The 17,267-nt window shown below is 38.7% G+C and carries 16 protein-coding genes; 3 read left to right on the top strand and 13 right to left on the bottom strand.

The genetic code is table 11. The features are described 5' to 3' along the window. Positions 1 to 10: 10 nt before the first annotated feature. The 8 genes from D1B32_RS10970 to D1B32_RS10935 all read right to left on the bottom strand — a co-directional run bounded on the left by D1B32_RS10970 (position 11) and on the right by D1B32_RS10935 (position 8,777). A complete protein-coding gene (locus D1B32_RS10970; RefSeq protein WP_095314208.1) occupies positions 11 to 598 on the bottom strand; it encodes a CalY family protein in 588 nt (195 codons plus the stop codon). Between the two features lie 30 nt (positions 599 to 628). Continuing rightward, on the bottom strand, positions 629 to 1,192 hold the full coding sequence (gene sipW, locus D1B32_RS10965) for a signal peptidase I SipW (RefSeq protein WP_118889324.1): 564 nt from the start codon (positions 1,190 to 1,192) through the stop codon (positions 629 to 631). A 21-nt stretch (positions 1,193 to 1,213) separates the two neighbouring features. Next, a complete protein-coding gene (locus tag D1B32_RS10960) occupies positions 1,214 to 1,660 on the bottom strand; it encodes a hypothetical protein (RefSeq protein ID WP_118889323.1) in 447 nt (148 codons plus the stop codon). A 37-nt stretch (positions 1,661 to 1,697) separates the two neighbouring features. Then, positions 1,698 to 3,731 carry a glycoside hydrolase family 3 protein gene (locus D1B32_RS10955; protein ID WP_240033772.1) on the bottom strand — a complete coding sequence of 678 codons (2,034 nt, stop codon included), beginning with the start codon at positions 3,729 to 3,731 and terminating at the stop codon, positions 1,698 to 1,700. Between the two features lie 515 nt (positions 3,732 to 4,246). Continuing rightward, positions 4,247 to 5,089: a carbohydrate ABC transporter permease gene (locus D1B32_RS10950; protein WP_095314213.1), complete on the bottom strand. Its 843-nt coding sequence runs from the start codon at positions 5,087 to 5,089 to the stop codon at positions 4,247 to 4,249. 68 nt (positions 5,090 to 5,157) lie between these two features. Beyond that, positions 5,158 to 6,051, bottom strand: a complete 894-nt coding sequence (locus tag D1B32_RS10945) for a carbohydrate ABC transporter permease (protein ID WP_095314214.1) — start codon at positions 6,049 to 6,051, stop codon at positions 5,158 to 5,160. A gap of 82 nt (positions 6,052 to 6,133) precedes the next feature. Beyond that, positions 6,134 to 7,462, bottom strand: coding sequence for an ABC transporter substrate-binding protein (locus tag D1B32_RS10940; RefSeq protein WP_392391108.1), 1,329 nt, complete (start codon positions 7,460 to 7,462; stop codon positions 6,134 to 6,136). A gap of 811 nt (positions 7,463 to 8,273) precedes the next feature. Further along, positions 8,274 to 8,777, bottom strand: a complete 504-nt coding sequence (locus D1B32_RS10935; protein ID WP_118889321.1) for a DUF2798 domain-containing protein — start codon at positions 8,775 to 8,777, stop codon at positions 8,274 to 8,276. A gap of 325 nt (positions 8,778 to 9,102) precedes the next feature. On the opposite strand from D1B32_RS10935, the gene D1B32_RS10930 reads away from it, so the two are divergent. Next, complete coding sequence (locus D1B32_RS10930; RefSeq protein WP_118889320.1) at positions 9,103 to 9,654, top strand: TetR/AcrR family transcriptional regulator; 552 nt, start codon at positions 9,103 to 9,105, stop codon at positions 9,652 to 9,654. 2 nt (positions 9,655 to 9,656) lie between these two features. Beyond that, positions 9,657 to 10,034: a DMT family transporter gene (locus D1B32_RS10925; protein ID WP_118889319.1), complete on the top strand. Its 378-nt coding sequence runs from the start codon at positions 9,657 to 9,659 to the stop codon at positions 10,032 to 10,034. A gap of 461 nt (positions 10,035 to 10,495) precedes the next feature. On the opposite strand, the gene D1B32_RS10920 is transcribed toward D1B32_RS10925, so the two are convergent. Together D1B32_RS10920 and D1B32_RS10915 are read right to left on the bottom strand one after the other, a co-directional pair. Beyond that, on the bottom strand, positions 10,496 to 11,032 hold the full coding sequence (locus tag D1B32_RS10920) for a DUF5412 family protein (RefSeq protein ID WP_095314220.1): 537 nt from the start codon (positions 11,030 to 11,032) through the stop codon (positions 10,496 to 10,498). Positions 11,033 to 11,246: 214 nt separating this feature from the next. Continuing rightward, entirely contained in the window at positions 11,247 to 12,962 is a 1,716-nt protein-coding gene (locus D1B32_RS10915) for an ABC transporter ATP-binding protein (protein ID WP_095314221.1), read from the bottom strand. A 369-nt stretch (positions 12,963 to 13,331) separates the two neighbouring features. On the opposite strand from D1B32_RS10915, the gene D1B32_RS10910 reads away from it, so the two are divergent. Next, positions 13,332 to 13,691 carry a DoxX family protein gene (locus D1B32_RS10910; RefSeq protein ID WP_316246655.1) on the top strand — a complete coding sequence of 120 codons (360 nt, stop codon included), beginning with the start codon at positions 13,332 to 13,334 and terminating at the stop codon, positions 13,689 to 13,691. Positions 13,692 to 14,099: 408 nt separating this feature from the next. On the opposite strand, the gene D1B32_RS10905 is transcribed toward D1B32_RS10910, so the two are convergent. The 3 genes from D1B32_RS10905 to D1B32_RS10895 form a co-directional block, all read right to left on the bottom strand. Continuing rightward, on the bottom strand, positions 14,100 to 15,302 hold the full coding sequence (locus tag D1B32_RS10905; RefSeq protein ID WP_118889318.1) for a S1C family serine protease: 1,203 nt from the start codon (positions 15,300 to 15,302) through the stop codon (positions 14,100 to 14,102). 251 nt (positions 15,303 to 15,553) lie between these two features. Continuing rightward, positions 15,554 to 16,339 carry an MBL fold metallo-hydrolase gene (locus tag D1B32_RS10900; protein WP_095314224.1) on the bottom strand — a complete coding sequence of 262 codons (786 nt, stop codon included), beginning with the start codon at positions 16,337 to 16,339 and terminating at the stop codon, positions 15,554 to 15,556. Next, complete coding sequence (locus tag D1B32_RS10895) at positions 16,336 to 17,265, bottom strand: two-component system regulatory protein YycI (RefSeq protein ID WP_118889317.1); 930 nt, start codon at positions 17,263 to 17,265, stop codon at positions 16,336 to 16,338. Before D1B32_RS10895 ends, D1B32_RS10900 begins: the two co-directional genes overlap by 4 nt. Positions 17,266 to 17,267 lie beyond the last annotated feature (2 nt).

Below are 17,267 nucleotides of genomic sequence, written 5' to 3'. Positions count from 1 at the left end.
TCGTCGTTTACTATTTATCTTCACCAGCTGTTTGCGTTGCAGTAAATGTCCATTCCAAATTCAAGGAATCACCTTGAAATTGATTTTGGTCTTCTCCATTATCGATAAAATTAAATTTAACGACTAAGTCATCAATGGAATCAACCTCCAAACCTTTTTCACCAAACAACGGATAAAAGACATTCTCATTTACAGCTTCTGGTGTCAGCGATTTTAGTTCTGCAAGCGTCGTTTCATAAATTACCTCATCCAATTTGTCTGCATTATAAAGGAATTCTACTTGGATATGCTCACCGAAATCCTCTGTATTATCACCAGCTGCATCGTTCACCGTATAGTTCGTATCTAACAGCACCTTATCGATATCTAACGTTCCATTGTTTTGTAGTTCAAAGTCTCGAATCATGGAATCTCCTGGTTTGATATTATCTACCTCAATAATTTGTGTTGGATTCACCGCTAAATCTAATGTCCCCGCTGCAAATGTATTGTTTGTTGTTTCCGTATCACTAAAATAAGCAAACGTTCCTCCACCAACGAGCGTTAAACCAAGCACTGCTGAAATAATACCTGCCCCTAATTTCTTTTTAATATTCATCCTGAATTCCTCCTCTAATTTTTGTTCTGATTATGCTCGGATTTCTTTTTCATTCATGAGCTGTTTCACTTCTTTTAACGTGCTTCTTATCATTATCAAGGAATAACCCATTAATAGTATCCCTGGAAAAATGAATAGCAGTGCTGCCCCTTCACGTGAGCTGGTAAAATTCATGACATATCCTGCATAGGGTATCGTGAACCCGGTGTATTGCCCGACAATGTTCTCTGCCAGCACCGGATTGCGGTCTGCACCATTATTCGCATCGCCTTTTGTCACATATTGCTGTCCGCCATTCTTTACTTCCACAATACGGTGGGTTACCAGCACATCTTCTTCTGATTGAAATGTAATCACATCATTTTCCTGAAATCGCTCCCCGGCTCCTCCCGTTTCAATCGCGATAAGCGATCCTGTTTGGATATCAGGCTCCATGGAACCCGACAGGACAGACTTTACTTGATACCCAAACAGATTCACCTCATTCCCTGCTGCCTTAGAAGCAATGGAGAGAAAAAGGACAGACAATAAGACGATAAATAAAATAGTTGATAGAAAGCTAGTACATTTCTTTAATATACTTTTTATACGCATTTGTTCTATTCACTCCCTTGCTCAGCTGGGCTCACTAGTTTCTCCCATTTCCTCTTCATTCACATCTTCCTGCTCTGTTTCTTCTTCATCTTCTTCGGATCCTTCTTCTATTTCCTCATCGTTCGTTTCTTGGACTTCCTCTGTTTCTGTTGATTCAGCCGCTCCGGTTGATGCCCCCTCATTTCCCCCATGCCCGTTCTCCGTATCAGCTTTTTCTTCTTCTAAATCATCTGCTTCTACTGCCTCTTCTTCGTTCACTATTTCTTCACCTGCTTCAGACTGCTCCTCCTCCGTTTCTTCATTCGTTTCTATCTCTTCCACTTGATAGCTGCCAACTGTTATATTTCCAACAACTATTGTGGTATCGGTAAACAAAGCCGTTGTCGGGGTATGCACCTGATATATGATGATAAAAATCAAATAGAGCAGTGCAGATAGCCGCACTCCGATTCGTAAAAAATACCTCAAGCTGCATCCCTCCCCGGCTTGTTCCTTCGATTACGGTTTAGTTTTCTAACCAATGCTCAATTAATCGCAGTCCCTCTGTATCTAAATAACTATGAGCTTTCTTTGAAATTGCCTCATTAACCTGTTGTTGATCAAGCAGTTTTCGAAAGCCCTCCAAATGCTTAATCACCTTATCAGGCAGCCTTCGATCCTCATATTGGGCTACTGCAGTTAAATGGAGATTGAGCGCACGACTTGCTTCTTCATTCGATATTTCTCCAGCTTCATCCAATTGATCGACAAGCTGCTTCATTCCTGCAGCACTACGTGGTATATCAACATAGTCCAGACCCTCCCCAATTTCATAGTGTCCCGGGATTGTGACAGGTAAACTCCCAAACGGGTTAATCTCACCTGCCAGTACACCAGCAACTGCCTCCATGGATACATCTAAATAGCTGTAGCTCGCCACATAGCTGTCTACATCTGGAAAGGCCATCACATCATATGGATTCCGGTGAGCGGAAACAACAATTGGCTTCCCAGTAGCCTGTAATGCTTCAACCAATGCTTGCTGCTGACTATTTGTGTTTGCTGTGTAGGTCGTGATAATCACTTTGTCCACAGTATCAGCAAGCTCTACAGCTTGATCAATTTGCCCTGCTGTCGGACTTGTTGCCGTCGCAAAACTATCTGATTTTATTCCTTTGTCATCCAATAAATCTGCTATCAAACCAGGCTTCGCAACCGATGGTCCAGTTACAAGCACCGTTTCTGCGTCGGATACAGGCAGAACATCCTGTTCATTTTTAACAAGCGTGATGCTTTTTTCAGCGATTTCCTTTGCCGTTTGCAAATTGGCTTCTGTTCCGATATTTTCTAGATTCGCTGGATCTGCATAAGGATCTTCAAATAAACCCTTTTCTGCTTTTGATTGTAAAATCCGGTAAACGGATTCATTTAAGCGATCCTCACTGATTTCACCAGACTGTACCGCTTCAAGCACACTCGTATAAGCTTCTTCCACATTTGCAGGATTTAATAGAATATCCGCTCCTGCTTTAAATGCCTCCACAGGAACCTCTTCCGGTGGCAAAACATCGGCACCAGACATATCCAGGCTATCCGTAATAATTAAACCATCAAACCCCATTTCCTCACGCAATAAATCAGTAAGGATCGGCTTCGATAATGTTGCCGGGAGTCCAGAGTCATCCAATGCTGGAACAACAATATGTCCTGTCATAATGGCATCTACACCTGCATCGATTGCATCCTTAAAAGGCTTCAAATCGACTGCATGCAACGTTTCCAAATCATGATCTATAATCGGTAATCCATAATGTGAATCAACATCTGTATCTCCATGTCCCGGGAAATGCTTTGCCGTCGCAATCACATTTTCTCCCTGTAGTGCCTCGATTTGCTCAACTCCAAGACGGGACACACGATCAGGATCCTCACCAAAAGAGCGAACACCAATTACCGGATTTTCTGGGTTCAGATTGACATCCACTGTTGGAGCAAAGTTCATATTAACGCCCAGTGCTTCCAGCTCTTTTCCAAGAATGCTTCCGGTTTGTGCTGCGTAATTATCCAGTCTTGCCGCACCAAGTGCCATATTCCCCGGAAAGACAGTAGCAGGACTCGTTGCCCGCTGAACAATCCCACCTTCCTGGTCCGTTGAAATATACAGCGGAATCTCCTGGTCTTGCTCCAACGCAATATCCTGTAATCCATTTGATAACGCATTAACTTGCTCCACATCAAGTGGTGTCCCAATATTGTCTGTCCAGTTAAAATAAATCACACCACCAATATGATAATTTTCAATGACCTCTTGAAAGTCTTTGCCCCCACGATTATTCGCAATATTAATCAACTCGTAAGCTGGATCTGTCGGCGTTTTACCATATACATGGACAATAAAAAGCTGGCCAACTCTCTCTTCCAACGTCATTTCCTCCATGATTTCTCGAATCATTGCGTCATGGTTTCCTGCTTCACCTGTCTGATTTGCCAAGCTAGAAAGTGGAATACTGACGATAAGTAGTGTCAGTAACAAAATGGTTAACACGTATTTTAACTTCACATATATTCCTCCTTTGCTCCGTCTAATTGCAACATTAAATCCGTAGAGAGGATCTTTCACCCCCATACACGTCCTAACCAGGTGCTAGCCAATTCTTTTTAAAAAACGAAACAATAATAGCTTGTCCTACTTATATAACCTGCCACTCCTCCCATGATTGATTCAGTGGTGTCAAAACCGTGCAGTAATTTAGATTAACTAGACAATAGCAAACCCCATTTAAAAATGTTGTTTTATTATGTAAAAAATGAATTATTTAATAAAAATGAATATTTATTCCTAGAATAACAATATTACATCCCTCATAGCATAGGAAATTAGTTGTGTGAAGCGGAAGGAAGTAAGCCTTAATACGTTCAAAATTAAGCCGGTATTCACACACTTTCAGCATAATGACGTTTATTAGTTACATAGTGATGACGAATAAGGAAGCCGTTTTTCTACACAAAAAAACAACAATCCGTAATGGATTGTCGTATCCTGTTTATTTTTTGCTATAGGTTACGGTTACAATGTTATCCTTTAATCGCACCTTCCGTTAAGCCCTTCGCAATTCTCCTTTGGAAAATCGCATAAAGAACAATAACTGGAATGATTGCAATCACCAGGCTTGCAAACAATGTCCCCCATGCATTCGTATATTGTGCTTCACTGCTAATAAAGTCAATTGCCAGTGCCAGGGTATAGTTATCACTTGTATTCAAAAAGATTAATGCCATAAAATATTCATTCCAGAATTGTATTGCATTCATAATTGTAACGGTAATGATCCCCGACATACTTAATGGCGTAATGATTTTCCATAAAACCATATACGGTGACATTCCGTCCATTGCAGCTGATTCTTCCAATGATTTCGGAATCGTGCTAATAAAGCTCGTTAACACAAAAATCGTAAATGGAAGCTGGCTTACCGCATAGACGATTGCTAATCCATAAATATTATCCAATAGATTAAGCTCCGCTAAGAGAAAGAATAATGGTATCCAGCCTAGTACCATTGGAATCATCATCGCTGAAATATATAATAGAAACAACGCTTGGCTTCCACGAAATTGAATGCGTTCAATCGCATAGGCGGTCGGGATTGCGAGTACTAACGTAAGAGCAGTTCCAATAACCGTAACAATTAAGCTATTAAAAACACTTGTATCAATATTATAGTTTGTCCACGCTGTAACAAAATTATCGAGACTAAATGACTCTGGAAAGCCCCATGGGTTCCGATAGATTTCAGCATTTGATTTAAACGAACCTAGAAACATCCAGAAAATCGGATACAATACTGCGATTGTCCAGAGAATTAACGGGATGCGAATCCCTGCTCTCCCTAAAATTTGTCCGACACTCCGCTTCACAATCTATTCCTCCTCTCTCTTATATAGAAATTATTCAAAAAGTCTGGTTTATCCTTTTTTGAACGCAATTAGTATTCGATTTTATCTCGACGCATAAAAAACTGGAGAACAAGCACCGTCAATAGGGATAGAATCAAAATCATAACACCAATCGTTGCCCCGTAACCAAAATTATATTGGACAAATGCTTGCTGATAGAGATACGATCCCATTACATGTGTTGCATTATTTGGGCCACCACCAGTCATTACCTGGACAATAATAAACGATCCATTTAACGTTGTAATAACGATATAAAGAATTGAAATTTTAATTTGCGGCCAGATCAATGGTAACGTAACTTTCCAAAATTGCTGCCACTCGTTCGCCCCGTCAATTTCTGCTGCCTCATAGTAGCTTTTGGAGATATTGGAAATCCCGCCAATAAGCATGAGCATAAATAATCCAATTCCTGCCCAAATGGAAGGGAGGACAAGACTTGGTAATGCCCAGGTTTCATCACCGAGCCATGGCTTTGCCAAGCTCTCCAAGCCGAGAAATTCCAGACCAGAATTAACCAATCCGAGACTCGGGTTATAAATAAATGTCCATAAAATCCCAATGACTACAACAGACATAATATTAGGAAAGAAAAATACAATTCGGTAGAAAGGAGCTTCCTTAATTTTTAATTGGGTTAAAGCAACTGCAAAAAATAGTGCTAAAATCATAATTCCGATTACTTTCGTTACAACTAAAAAGTAATCATGCATAATTGTATTTGGGATGATTGCATCCTTCACTAATTTTATGTAGTTTGCAAACCCAATAAATTCCTTATTTTGTGAAGAGCCCGACCAATCAAAGAAGGAGTAATACAACCCACTAAACAATGGATAAAGCGTAAAAACAGCAAATAATATAAAGGTCGGGATTAAACAAAAAGCTAGGAACAAATACTTTTGCTTTTTAGACTGTACCATCTGATCCCACCTCCTGCCTTTTTAATAGAATCCAATTAAATGATCAGCAGGAGATTCGAATCCCCTGCTGATAGATAACTATTTAATTACTGCCACGATATTCAGCTGCAGCCTTTTCTGCCTCTTGGACAAATTCCTCTGCTGTCATATTTCCAAGCATGAGCGACATGAGGGCATTCCCAACAGGAACCTCTAAATCGGCACTCATTGGATGTGGTTTATTATAAATCGTCACTTGGTCTGGATCGTTAATCATGGCGTTTGCTTCAGTTAAATATGCAGGAACATTTTCGTTTTGCGTTAAATCCACTTCCGTAATATTCATCATGGCACCCGTATGCTCGGAGAATGACATCGCATATTCACGTGTAAATGCAAATTCAACAAAGGCCTTTGCCGCTTCCGGATTCTCCGCCTCCTCTGCAATTGCTAGTGGACGCAGGTCTGGTACAATCGCATAGCTCTCATCCTCAGCCTGCATTGGGGAAGGAATAAAGCCAAAATCAAAGCCCTCTGGGATATCATTTGCCATTTCATTTGGCAGCCAGAACCCTACTGGAATAAAGGCATTTTCATGCAGTAAGAAATTCATTTGTGACTGTGTATGGTTTAATGCACCAAGTCCGGAATCAAACATTCCTTCCTGCTGCATTCTTTCTACACGCTTCATGATCTCTAAAACCGGATCACTTGTCCATGCACCTTCTGCACCTGTAATTAAATCAGCCAGCAATTCCTCCCCACCAGCTGCACCAAATGCCGGATAAAGTGCACCACGCAGGAAGTAATATGGATGCTGCCCACTCGTTACATAAGGATCGATTCCTTCTGCTTCTTTAATCTCTGTCATTGAACGCATTAAGCTTTCAAAATCTGTTGGCACCTCGTACCCCTTTTCTTCAAATAACGCTCTGTCATACCATGTACCCCATGTATCAAATACTAGCGGCAAGGAATATATATCACCGTCAAATGTTCCAGGTTCAACAATGAAACTATCCATTAACTTGTCGCCACCCTCTAGCTCAATACCTTCTACCCATTCGGTTAAATTCATCAACTGACCATCTTCTACCATTTGTGTTTCACTGGATCCCGCACCATCAATGTATACGACATCTGGTGGATCGTTGGACACCCAACGGCTCCGCATTTCCTCATTAATATTTGGACCAGCATGCTCAATTATATTGACATCTGGATATGTCTCTTTAAAGTCTGCAATAACTTCCTTCCACCAAGCGTCACCATAACCACCAACAAAATACTGGATTTCTAAGTCACCTGAAATGCCACCATCTGCATTGTCACCGGAAGGACTTTCTGAATCTGTCTGCTCTTCTGGTTCTTCATTTGTATCATCTTGATCATCATTCGATGAACAAGCAGCAGCAAAAGCAACCATCAGCATCATGACAAATAACACCATCATTCTGCCAGTTAATAATTTTTTCAACTTTATTTCCCCCTTTTATCTTTACAATAAATAAAGCATCGAAACAGCTCTCTACCTGCTATCTCTTTTTCATAAAAGAAAGGCCTCCTTTCCATCATTCATTCTTTCTATGAAAAAAAGATTTCTAGCCATAATGGAAGCTGTTTCCTATTAAGTGATGGATGCATCTTGTCCGATAGTGCAGAGGAACTACATCACCTTCTAAATTATATTGACCATATTCTTAATTATGCTTGGAATTTTTCAACTGCCCACAAGGGGAGGAATACGAGTCTTGCTGGAAGTCCATTTTTCATTTCCTGAATTATTTCCCGGGGAATATCGACAAATTTTGATAAGGAGAGACCACCTCTTGCTGTTTTGCATAAGGGCTTTTCGGTAATTATAGAGGTAGGATTATATTAATACATAAATGCGATATAATGATTACGAATTGTTAATTTTGAGTAAATTTTCTAACATATTAACAGGTTATCCAGAGTTTGTGGATAACTGTAGATGGGGCCGACTATCTACCTTTTTAGGTTCACTATTTTATTCTTATAGCAAATGTTAACTCCTAAAGATTTGTAGCTCGATTCATATTTGTTTTGTCTTTTCGCTTCCATATAGTTAGATTAAAAATAATGTTTGGTCCGAATATTAAGTAAGCTCTTATGCTAAGTGAGACAAATAACAAAAACCCATTTCGAGTGCCGAAATGGGTTCCAAGTTTGTATAGTTTAATTACTTTCTTCTGTTTTTGTGGTTAACACAAATCTATCGACTAAGCACTTAATCTTTCTGATTTCCGTGCCTGGGATGCATGTATTTTTTTCATTATAAATCGTGCTATCGGCTGTGCGATTAAAACTTCAACCCAAAATGCGATGAAAAAGTTACGTGGCCAATTATAAAAGAAAGTTTGAATAGATTCCAAGCTAATTTCTCTCATGCCAATCCAAGATCCGATAACTGTAAGTAAAATGGACAGAATGGTTACGCTGAATAATATCGTGAATAATATTCTTGCATTAAAACCGTCATTTGGTTCAATAAATTTTTGTACAAGTTTATTAACGATGGGGTTTGCAACAAGTGTTACCAATAAAATGACGCAAATCCATATAAATGGAATTACTTGCAGGGTATCAAAATAGACCTTTTTACTGAAACCAAATTCAAATCCCATAATAAGAGGTGCGATAATATTGACTGAAAGTATCGATATTATCGCTAAAAATAATGCGAATTCTTTTCCGTTTTGTGGTAATCGTGTTTCGCCGTGCATATTGAACATCTCCATTTAAAAAGTTTTTCAGATGGTAGACGTATCATGAGACATATATTTTTGGTCCATAAAAAGACCAATATCTCTACACACTGATTTTATCAGTATAGCACTTTTTGGGGATAAATGTCCTGTCTTCTATATCAAATTTATTAACTATCTCCTTGCTGTATTTAGGGAGATTTAGCTAGCAAGAACCTGCTCAACTGACCCAGTCTTATCAAATTATTTTATTAAATAATAATACTACACGGGAAATCAATTCTATTGACAAAAATACCGTCTAGACGGTATAGTTACAAATATAAAAATTTCGGAGGTTACTATGCCTACTTCAAAAACAACGAATACGAAAAAAAGCTTGCTGATTGCTGCAGCTGAAATTGTAAAAGAAGAAGGAGTTGTTAAACTCACATTAGAGGCTGTCGCCCAAAGAGCGGGCGTGAGTAAAGGCGGATTACTATACCATTATCCCAGTAAGGAAGCGTTAATTAAAGGAATGGTGGAAGATTGGAAAAATAATTATTTTGAAAGCATTATAGCGTTAGCTAAAGACGATACAAAAGAGCTAGGAAAATGGAGCAGGGCTTATGTTCAATCTACCTATTCTAATTTAGAGAACGATAAGCTACTGAGTTCTGCAATAATGGCCGCAATGTTTATTAATCCAGAGTTACTAGATGAATACCGTCAACAATATGATCGTTTGCTTACAAAGTTAGAAAATGATGGGATTGATCCAATCAAAACAACAATTGCCAGATTATCTATAGATGGTTTGTGGTTTTCCGAAATATTTGGTATGCAGCCATTAAATAAAGAACTGCAAACAAACGTTTTTAATGAGTTAATCAACATGATTGAGGAGGAAGATTAACAATGGCTTATCTATATCTTGCACTCGCAATCATTGGGGAACTTATTGGCTCTTCTTTATTAAAAGCATCTGAGGGGTTTTCAAAGCTTTACCCTACACTAGGTTTAATTGTAGCTTTCGTTAGTTGCTTTTTCTTCTTATCATTATCACTGAAAACCATTCCTTTAAATGCTGCGTATGCAATCTGGTCAGGTCTTGGACTTGTTGCTACTGCAATTATTTCAGTTTTAATTTGGAAAGAAAAAATTAACATGGCTAGTATTGCAGGAATAACACTGATACTTGCCGGAGTAATAATCTTGAATTTATTTGGACCAGGGCACGATGAATCTAGCCATGAAGCAGGTGAAACGCTTACAGTCGATGGAAAAACGGAATGAAGCTGGGACATAACAAACGTGTTTGAATGTTAAAGAAGAACGATGCATAAGCTTAGCATCGGAAATATACGCAGAGGCATAGGTGAGCCCCCTTGTGCTATCGCACTACGGTGTCTCACCTATGCCTCTGGATGCGCGAATTATATTTCCGGAGCGAGTTATTTGCACTAATTATGTTCTGTTTTTATTTCATTCGTTTCTTTTTTAGCATTATTTAATTTTTTGAGATACTCTTCCCTCAGACCCGAAGTATTGTTATCTTCTTCGTCTACATTGTTTGATGTTCATTTGCATCATTATTTTCTGTGTCAATACTTGAAATATTTTCTGCTGAACCTACATTATTTGATGTACCTTCTTTTTCATGAAATATTACTCTTCTTTCCTTTTTATTTCACTATTTAACCATAACATAAGACATTCATTTAAGATTAATTTCCACCTTTTCCCATTAGGGGAACCTAATATCCGTATGAATCTCCTTCTTTTAAATTTAAGATATGCTTGTTAATCGATACCGTACTGTTATTCTTCCAATCCACTTCAACTTGATCTATTGAGTCTTGATAATAAATACGTTTTTTAAACCATAGCGGCCCATTTAATTCTCCCCTTACTCCAAATGAACCTGCTGCCCCTGCGTCGTAACGATAAAAATCAATTGTATAATTATCATCGGGGGAATTGACTGTCTTTACATGTTCACTTGCTCCTAATAACGATAATAACAGGGTAAGTGATACTCCTAAAAAAAGTCCGATAGATAGTAAGGATGACAAAATAATCGTTATCCAGCTTCTAGTTTTCGTTCGCCAGTTTCGTTTATCTTTAAAACCAAAAACTCCTAAGTAAAAGGCTAATAGACTCATTATAAGTAACATATAATTTGGTGGTGCAATTAGCCAAGCATGAGTAAAATTAGAATACAATGAATAGGCTGCTAATCCTAAGCAAACAAGTATTAAATAAAAAGACCAGAAGTTATACCTTCTTTCCATAAGACTCCACCTTGTTTTCTTTCTTCTGCATGATAAGTAGTTTTCTCACAAAATTCCATATACTGTTTTCTCTAAATTCAGTTTACACTAAACTAACTATTTATTAAAACCCCTTGAAGGACTTCGTTAATGCTCTTTTTCAAAAAAAAGCAGAGTGATTGCGATTCACTCTGCTTTTTTAAGTTCCTTTTCCTATTCAAAACACTTCATCGTTCTAGTTCATCTGTACATTATGCAACTGTGCAAATAAACCATTTTGTTTCAATAACTCTTCATGACTTCCTTCTTCTTCAATACCTTTTTTCGTTACAACCATGATACGGTCTGCATTTTTAATTGTTGCGAGTCTGTGCGCAATCACAAGGGTTGTCCGGTTTTTCGCTAGGTCATTCAATGCTCTCTGGATAATCATTTCCGTCTCTGTATCTAAGGCTGAAGTCGCTTCATCGAGAATTAAAATTGCTGGATTTTTTAAGAACATCCTGGCAATTGCTATCCGTTGCTTCTGTCCCCCGGATAGCTTCAAGCCACGCTCTCCGACTTGGGTTTCATAACCATCTGGTAGTTCCTTAATAAATTCTTCCATGTGGGCATTCCTTGCTGCGGTTTCAATTTCTTCATCAGTTGCATCAAGCTTCCCATATGCTATATTTTCCCGAAGTGTCCCGGTAAAGAGGAATACATCCTGTTGCACAACGCCGATCTGTTGACGAAGGGATTCCTTTGTCATATCTCGAATGTCCATCCCATCAATCATTATACTCCCAGCATTTACGTCATAGAAACGTGGAATTAGAGATGATATCGTCGTTTTACCGGCACCTGAAGGTCCAACAAATGCTATCGTCTCCCCAGCCTGAATGTTAAAGCTCATATTGTTTAAGACAGGAGCATGAGCTTTCTCATAGCTAAATGATACATCTTGAAATGCAATGTTTCCTTTTAGCTCATTCACATGTACAGCATTCGGGCGATCTTGAACATCTGGTTCAACATCTAACATTTGTGCGAAGCGTTTGAATCCAGCCATTCCTTTTGGATACAGCTCTAACAACGCACTGATTTTTTGAATTGGACTAAATAATACGTTCATCATTAATACAAAGAATACTAGTTCTCCGGCACTTAGTTGTCCATTAAACGTCATCCACGCGCCGACAACTAAGACGAGCAATGTAATTAAACGCATCATCATGTAAATGTTCGAATGTACGAATCCCATTACTTTATAGGCTGCGATTTTTGCCTTTAAAAAGCTATTGTTATTTACTGCAAAACGCTTGATTTCATGTTTTTCATTTGTAAAAGCTTGAACAACACGAACTCCAGATACAGCATCTTCAACTTGTGCATTGACACCTGCAATGTCCTCATACATCTTCTTCCATGCTCTGCTCATGCGAATATTACTGAACGAAATAAGAAACACAAGGATTGGCACAGCAATTAAAATGATCAGGGATAACTGCACATTGGTTGAGAACATAATGATAAAAGCACCGATAAAGGTCATAATTGCGATGAAAAAGTCCTCTGGTCCATGGTGTGCAAGCTCTCCAATATCAAATAAATCATTGGAGATTCTACTCATAATATGTCCTGTTTTTGTGTTATCGAAGAATTTGAATGACTGTTTCTGTACATGATGAAACAGGTCACGCCTCATATCTGTCTCGATATATATCCCGAGCTTATGACCTAAATAGGTCACGATATATTGCAGATAGGTACTTAATAAATATACGAATAATAAGAGTACACTTACCGTGACAATTAGATTCCAGTCATTGCCTGGAAGTAATTTATCAATAAACCATTGTACCGCCACCGGAAACGCAAGCTCGAGAATGGCAACGATAACTGCTGATGTAAAGTCAACAATAAATAACCGCTTATGCGGCTTGTAATACGAGAAAAATCGACGAATCATTCACTGCACTTCCTTTTTTTAATCTACCATTGATTATAATGAGAATCATTCGCAATTGCAATTCCTAGATCCAGTTAGAAATAGCCCAGACTGAACCATATTCAATGAAATAACACCACCTGCAAACTATCTTTATCTGATATAGCACCATCTCTATGCAATATAGCACTACCCTTATGAAAACTTGACATTTGACATTTACCAATCTGAGCGAATTGCCTTCGTTGCGCTCATAAGCAAAGGAAAGTTAAAACTTTCCTATCTGCCATAATCCCCCATGTTTTTTATCTGATGAAGGAAAGTTTGTCCATGCAGCTGCATAGTTATGTAGCAATAGATACTTTTATTAAAATGAAAGGGATGCATACGATGAAATGGATTTGTTATGCGACAGGTTATGTTTTTATTATTTCTGGCATGATGAAATTAATCAATCCAGATTTCAGAGAAATTTTTGCGGGTGTTGGATTGCCTTTTCCAGAGGTTATGTTATTGCTGGTTGCTCTTGTCGAGCTAGGTTGTGGAATGTTAATTGTTGGTAGGATGTATATGAATATTGCAGTAGCTCCTCTAATATTCATTATGCTTGGAGCACTTTATTTTACAAAGATTCCTTTAATCGGAACATCTGGCTTCCTTAACTTTAGCTTTCAAGCTAGATTAGATATCGTCTTAATTATTTTGCTGCTACTCATCTGGCAACATGCTCGTGGACAAAAAGCCATCTGAATTTCCAGGCAATCAACAAAAAGAAAGATTTATTTGTGGATAACTCGTGTATAACGACAATCCTGTCTGTATAACTTTGAGTTATCCACAGTTTTATACACATATGCACAAGTGTTCGTAGCTATTTTGTTATAAACGCTCATTTTTTACACCATATATTGATTCATCATTAATAATTATCCACCATTTGTGCATAACTTTCGTTTTTTGTGGATTACTTTTTCAAAAATTATAGATTATACACATAATAGATAACGAAGCAAAAGTGTTTCCCATAATAGTATAGAGAGAATATAGCATTTAATCATCGATAAGCATGTCTCTAAGTTTATACACAGTCTTCAAATTTTCTTTTACCACAGCGAAAGCTACCTTCTGCTACATTTTTAGAAGATAGCTTTATATCTTTTACTGGCTTCCAAGCTCTATGTCTGTTTCGACCCGCTCGCCATTCCGATAATATGTCACTTGAATCGTATCGCCAATTTCCTTTTCTTGATACAGTACTTTACGTAAATCAATCATATTCATAATTGGATTCCCGTCCAGCTCCGTGATGACATCCAAACGTTCTAATCCTGCCTGATCCGCTGGAGACAATGGCTCTACATTCCAAACGTAAACACCACCATCTACTTCAGAAGGTAAATTTAACGTATCTCTCCACTCGGTTTGTGGTACTTCATCAAGCGAATAAATTTCAACACCTAGATATGGCCGTGTTACTTCTCCTGTGGTCTCCAATTCTTCAATAATTGGTAAAGCATGGTCAATAGGAATTGCAAAACCAATTCCTTCTACAGCAGCCTGGTTAATCTTCATCGAATTGATTCCAATAAGCTGACCATAAATATTAATCAATGCACCACCACTATTTCCAGGGTTAATCGCGGCATCCGTCTGAATAACCTCCGCTTGCCAATCTGCACGACCATCTTGATTAAAATCTTGGGGGATTGTGCGCTCTGTTCCACTGATTACTCCTTGGGTAACTGTGCTTGAAAGATAAAGACCCAATGGATTACCAATTGCAATTGCTGGCTCACCAACTTTGATACTTTCTGATGTGCCAATTTCAATCACTTTATCTACAGCCGCCCCATCCATGCGCAGCACTGCTAAATCTGAAAAGAGGTCACTCCCAACAATTTCTGCCTCAATGTGAGTATCATCGTAGAGAACTACTTCCACGGTGTCTGCACCTTCAATTACATGATGATTTGTTACGACAAAAGCAGTTCCATCATTATTCTTATAAATAACGCCAGATCCTGTACCAGCTTCTATCCCTTCTTGCTGCTCAAAGAAATCAGAACGCTGTTGAATATTCGTAATCCCAACAACTGTTGGTGTCACTTCCTCAACAACCTCTGTTATCTGAGTCGTCACATCAACGGTTACAGATGTATTAAGGGGTTGATTACCATTTTGTTCATTTGTCTCAATCGTCACTTGGTCACGAGCGTCGTCTCCACCATTCGTTGAATTCATAAATTCAGGCATAACAAGTCCAATAAATAGGACACCAATCACAATTCCTATTATAAGCGGGGCAAGCCATCTTCCCTTTCGTTTCCGATATGTCCGGTAATTCTGATCATAATATCCCATCTCGTAGTCCCCTTATTGATATGATATATGGTAAAGAGATTGTTCAAAAAACCTGCTAAAAATCAAGAACTGAGGACATTCGACTAACTGTCTTCACATCTTGCTGCCATAAAAGGTACATTATGCGCGTAAGCCCGAAAAACAATCGAAATTCTCGGTTCCTTTTTCCTTCTTTTGAACACATACTATAGTATTACCTTAAACCGGAAATTATTAAACAATTATATCTAGGGAAACCAATAAAATAATGACTATACAACCTCATACAAAGGAGTTGGTTCCTTTGGATCCGTATCGTGCAGATCGATATGAATACCTCTTTCTTGGAGAACACCTTGTACAGACATTCGAGCTAGGTCCTTCATATTATTATCCAAACTCAAATGGGCAAGATAGATTCGTTTCGTACGGTTACTAATTATATCTGCAAGTGCTAATCCGCAATCTTCGTTTGAAACGTGACCAGAATCACCTAATATACGGCGCTTAACGCTCCACGGATAACGACCCATCCGCAGCATTTCTACATCATGATTGGACTCGAAAATATATGCATCCGCGTCTTCTACTGTTTTTTTGATTCGCTCCGAAACATAACCAAGATCTGTTACGAGCGCTACTTTCTTCCCATCATGCCGAAAAGTATAAAACATTGGCTCTGCCGCATCATGCGATACACCAAATGATTCAATATCCAGATCATCAAACGTCTTCACTTCATTCATCCCGAACAAAAACTTCTGATCTGTTGTAAGCTTTCCAAGCGAATTCTCCATTGCTTTCCATGTCTTTTCATTCGCATAGATTGGGAGATTATATTTCCTTGCCATAATCCCTAATCCCTTAATATGATCGCTATGCTCATGCGTTACCAAAATTCCTGAAAGGGCTGCAGGATCAACCTGTACCTTGCTAAATAACTGGTCCATTTGCTTCCCGCTTAGCCCAGCATCTACAAGAAATCGCTGTTTGTCTGTTTCGACATAAAATGCGTTCCCCGTACTTCCAGATGCCAAAACACTAAAACGTAATGTCATTCTATTTCACTCCGATTTCCTACCTCAATACTTTGCTCTAAAGCATGTAGAGCTGCTTCTTTTATCTCACTTTCTTCTGGTAGACTTCCAATTCTTGTTATATTATCGTTGATTGTATTATTGAGAAATTCCTTATCCGTACCTGCATAAACAAGCCCCTCAATCGCATTTACAAAGTAATTCCTACTTTCATTTACCGTTACTTTCCATGTCGGTGCAAACACATGCGTACCTTCTGTCGGTATTCGCGACAGAAATCCTAATCTCACCTCGGTAACCGCATCATCCTGTATAAGGTTATTCCGCTCAAACAACGTGCCAATGGCCTGGATAGGCGGATTTATTGTTTGATCCGACCCTTGCTTGCTCGACTCCCCTAGCATCATTTGGGTGTAGTGAGTTACCTCGTTATCTTGGTTTAAATATGCAAGGATAATCGCACTCCCATTCAAATATATTGTCCGGCCTTCCTTTGACTGTGAGAAAATCAGTACTCTATAATCTTCATTCCAACCCCAGAAGTTATATTCATCGGCATAAGCCAAATAAGGTGCCAGCAATTCTGTAACTCGACTGTCACTTGCATTAATAGGGATTGGGATTGGCTCATTCAGCTGCGCCACGACAAACTCATCATCAATCACTGCCGCCGTTATATTATTGATGCTATTTAACATGCTTTTTTCTTCTTCGGTAAACTTCTTTTGCGAAACGCTAATATAATTGGACTCAGCAACATCCGATTCTATCTCTGTTTGAATCTTAATATTCTCCGATTCCAGTTGTTCTTCCAAACTCGTTTCTTTACTTTCATCCAATGCCGGACGTTCTGAATCCTGCTGTCTATCTACATATTGAATTAATAAGTAGATGTTCAAAATAAGGAAACTGAGAATAAATAGTGTTTTAATGTGGCCCCACTGCATTC

Source organism: Oceanobacillus profundus (assembly GCF_003515705.1).
Classification (GTDB): Bacteria; Bacillota; Bacilli; order Bacillales; family Amphibacillaceae; genus Oceanobacillus; species Oceanobacillus profundus.
The sequence above is the reverse complement of the archived record's forward strand: the minus strand, read 5'-3'. Positions and strand labels throughout refer to the sequence as shown.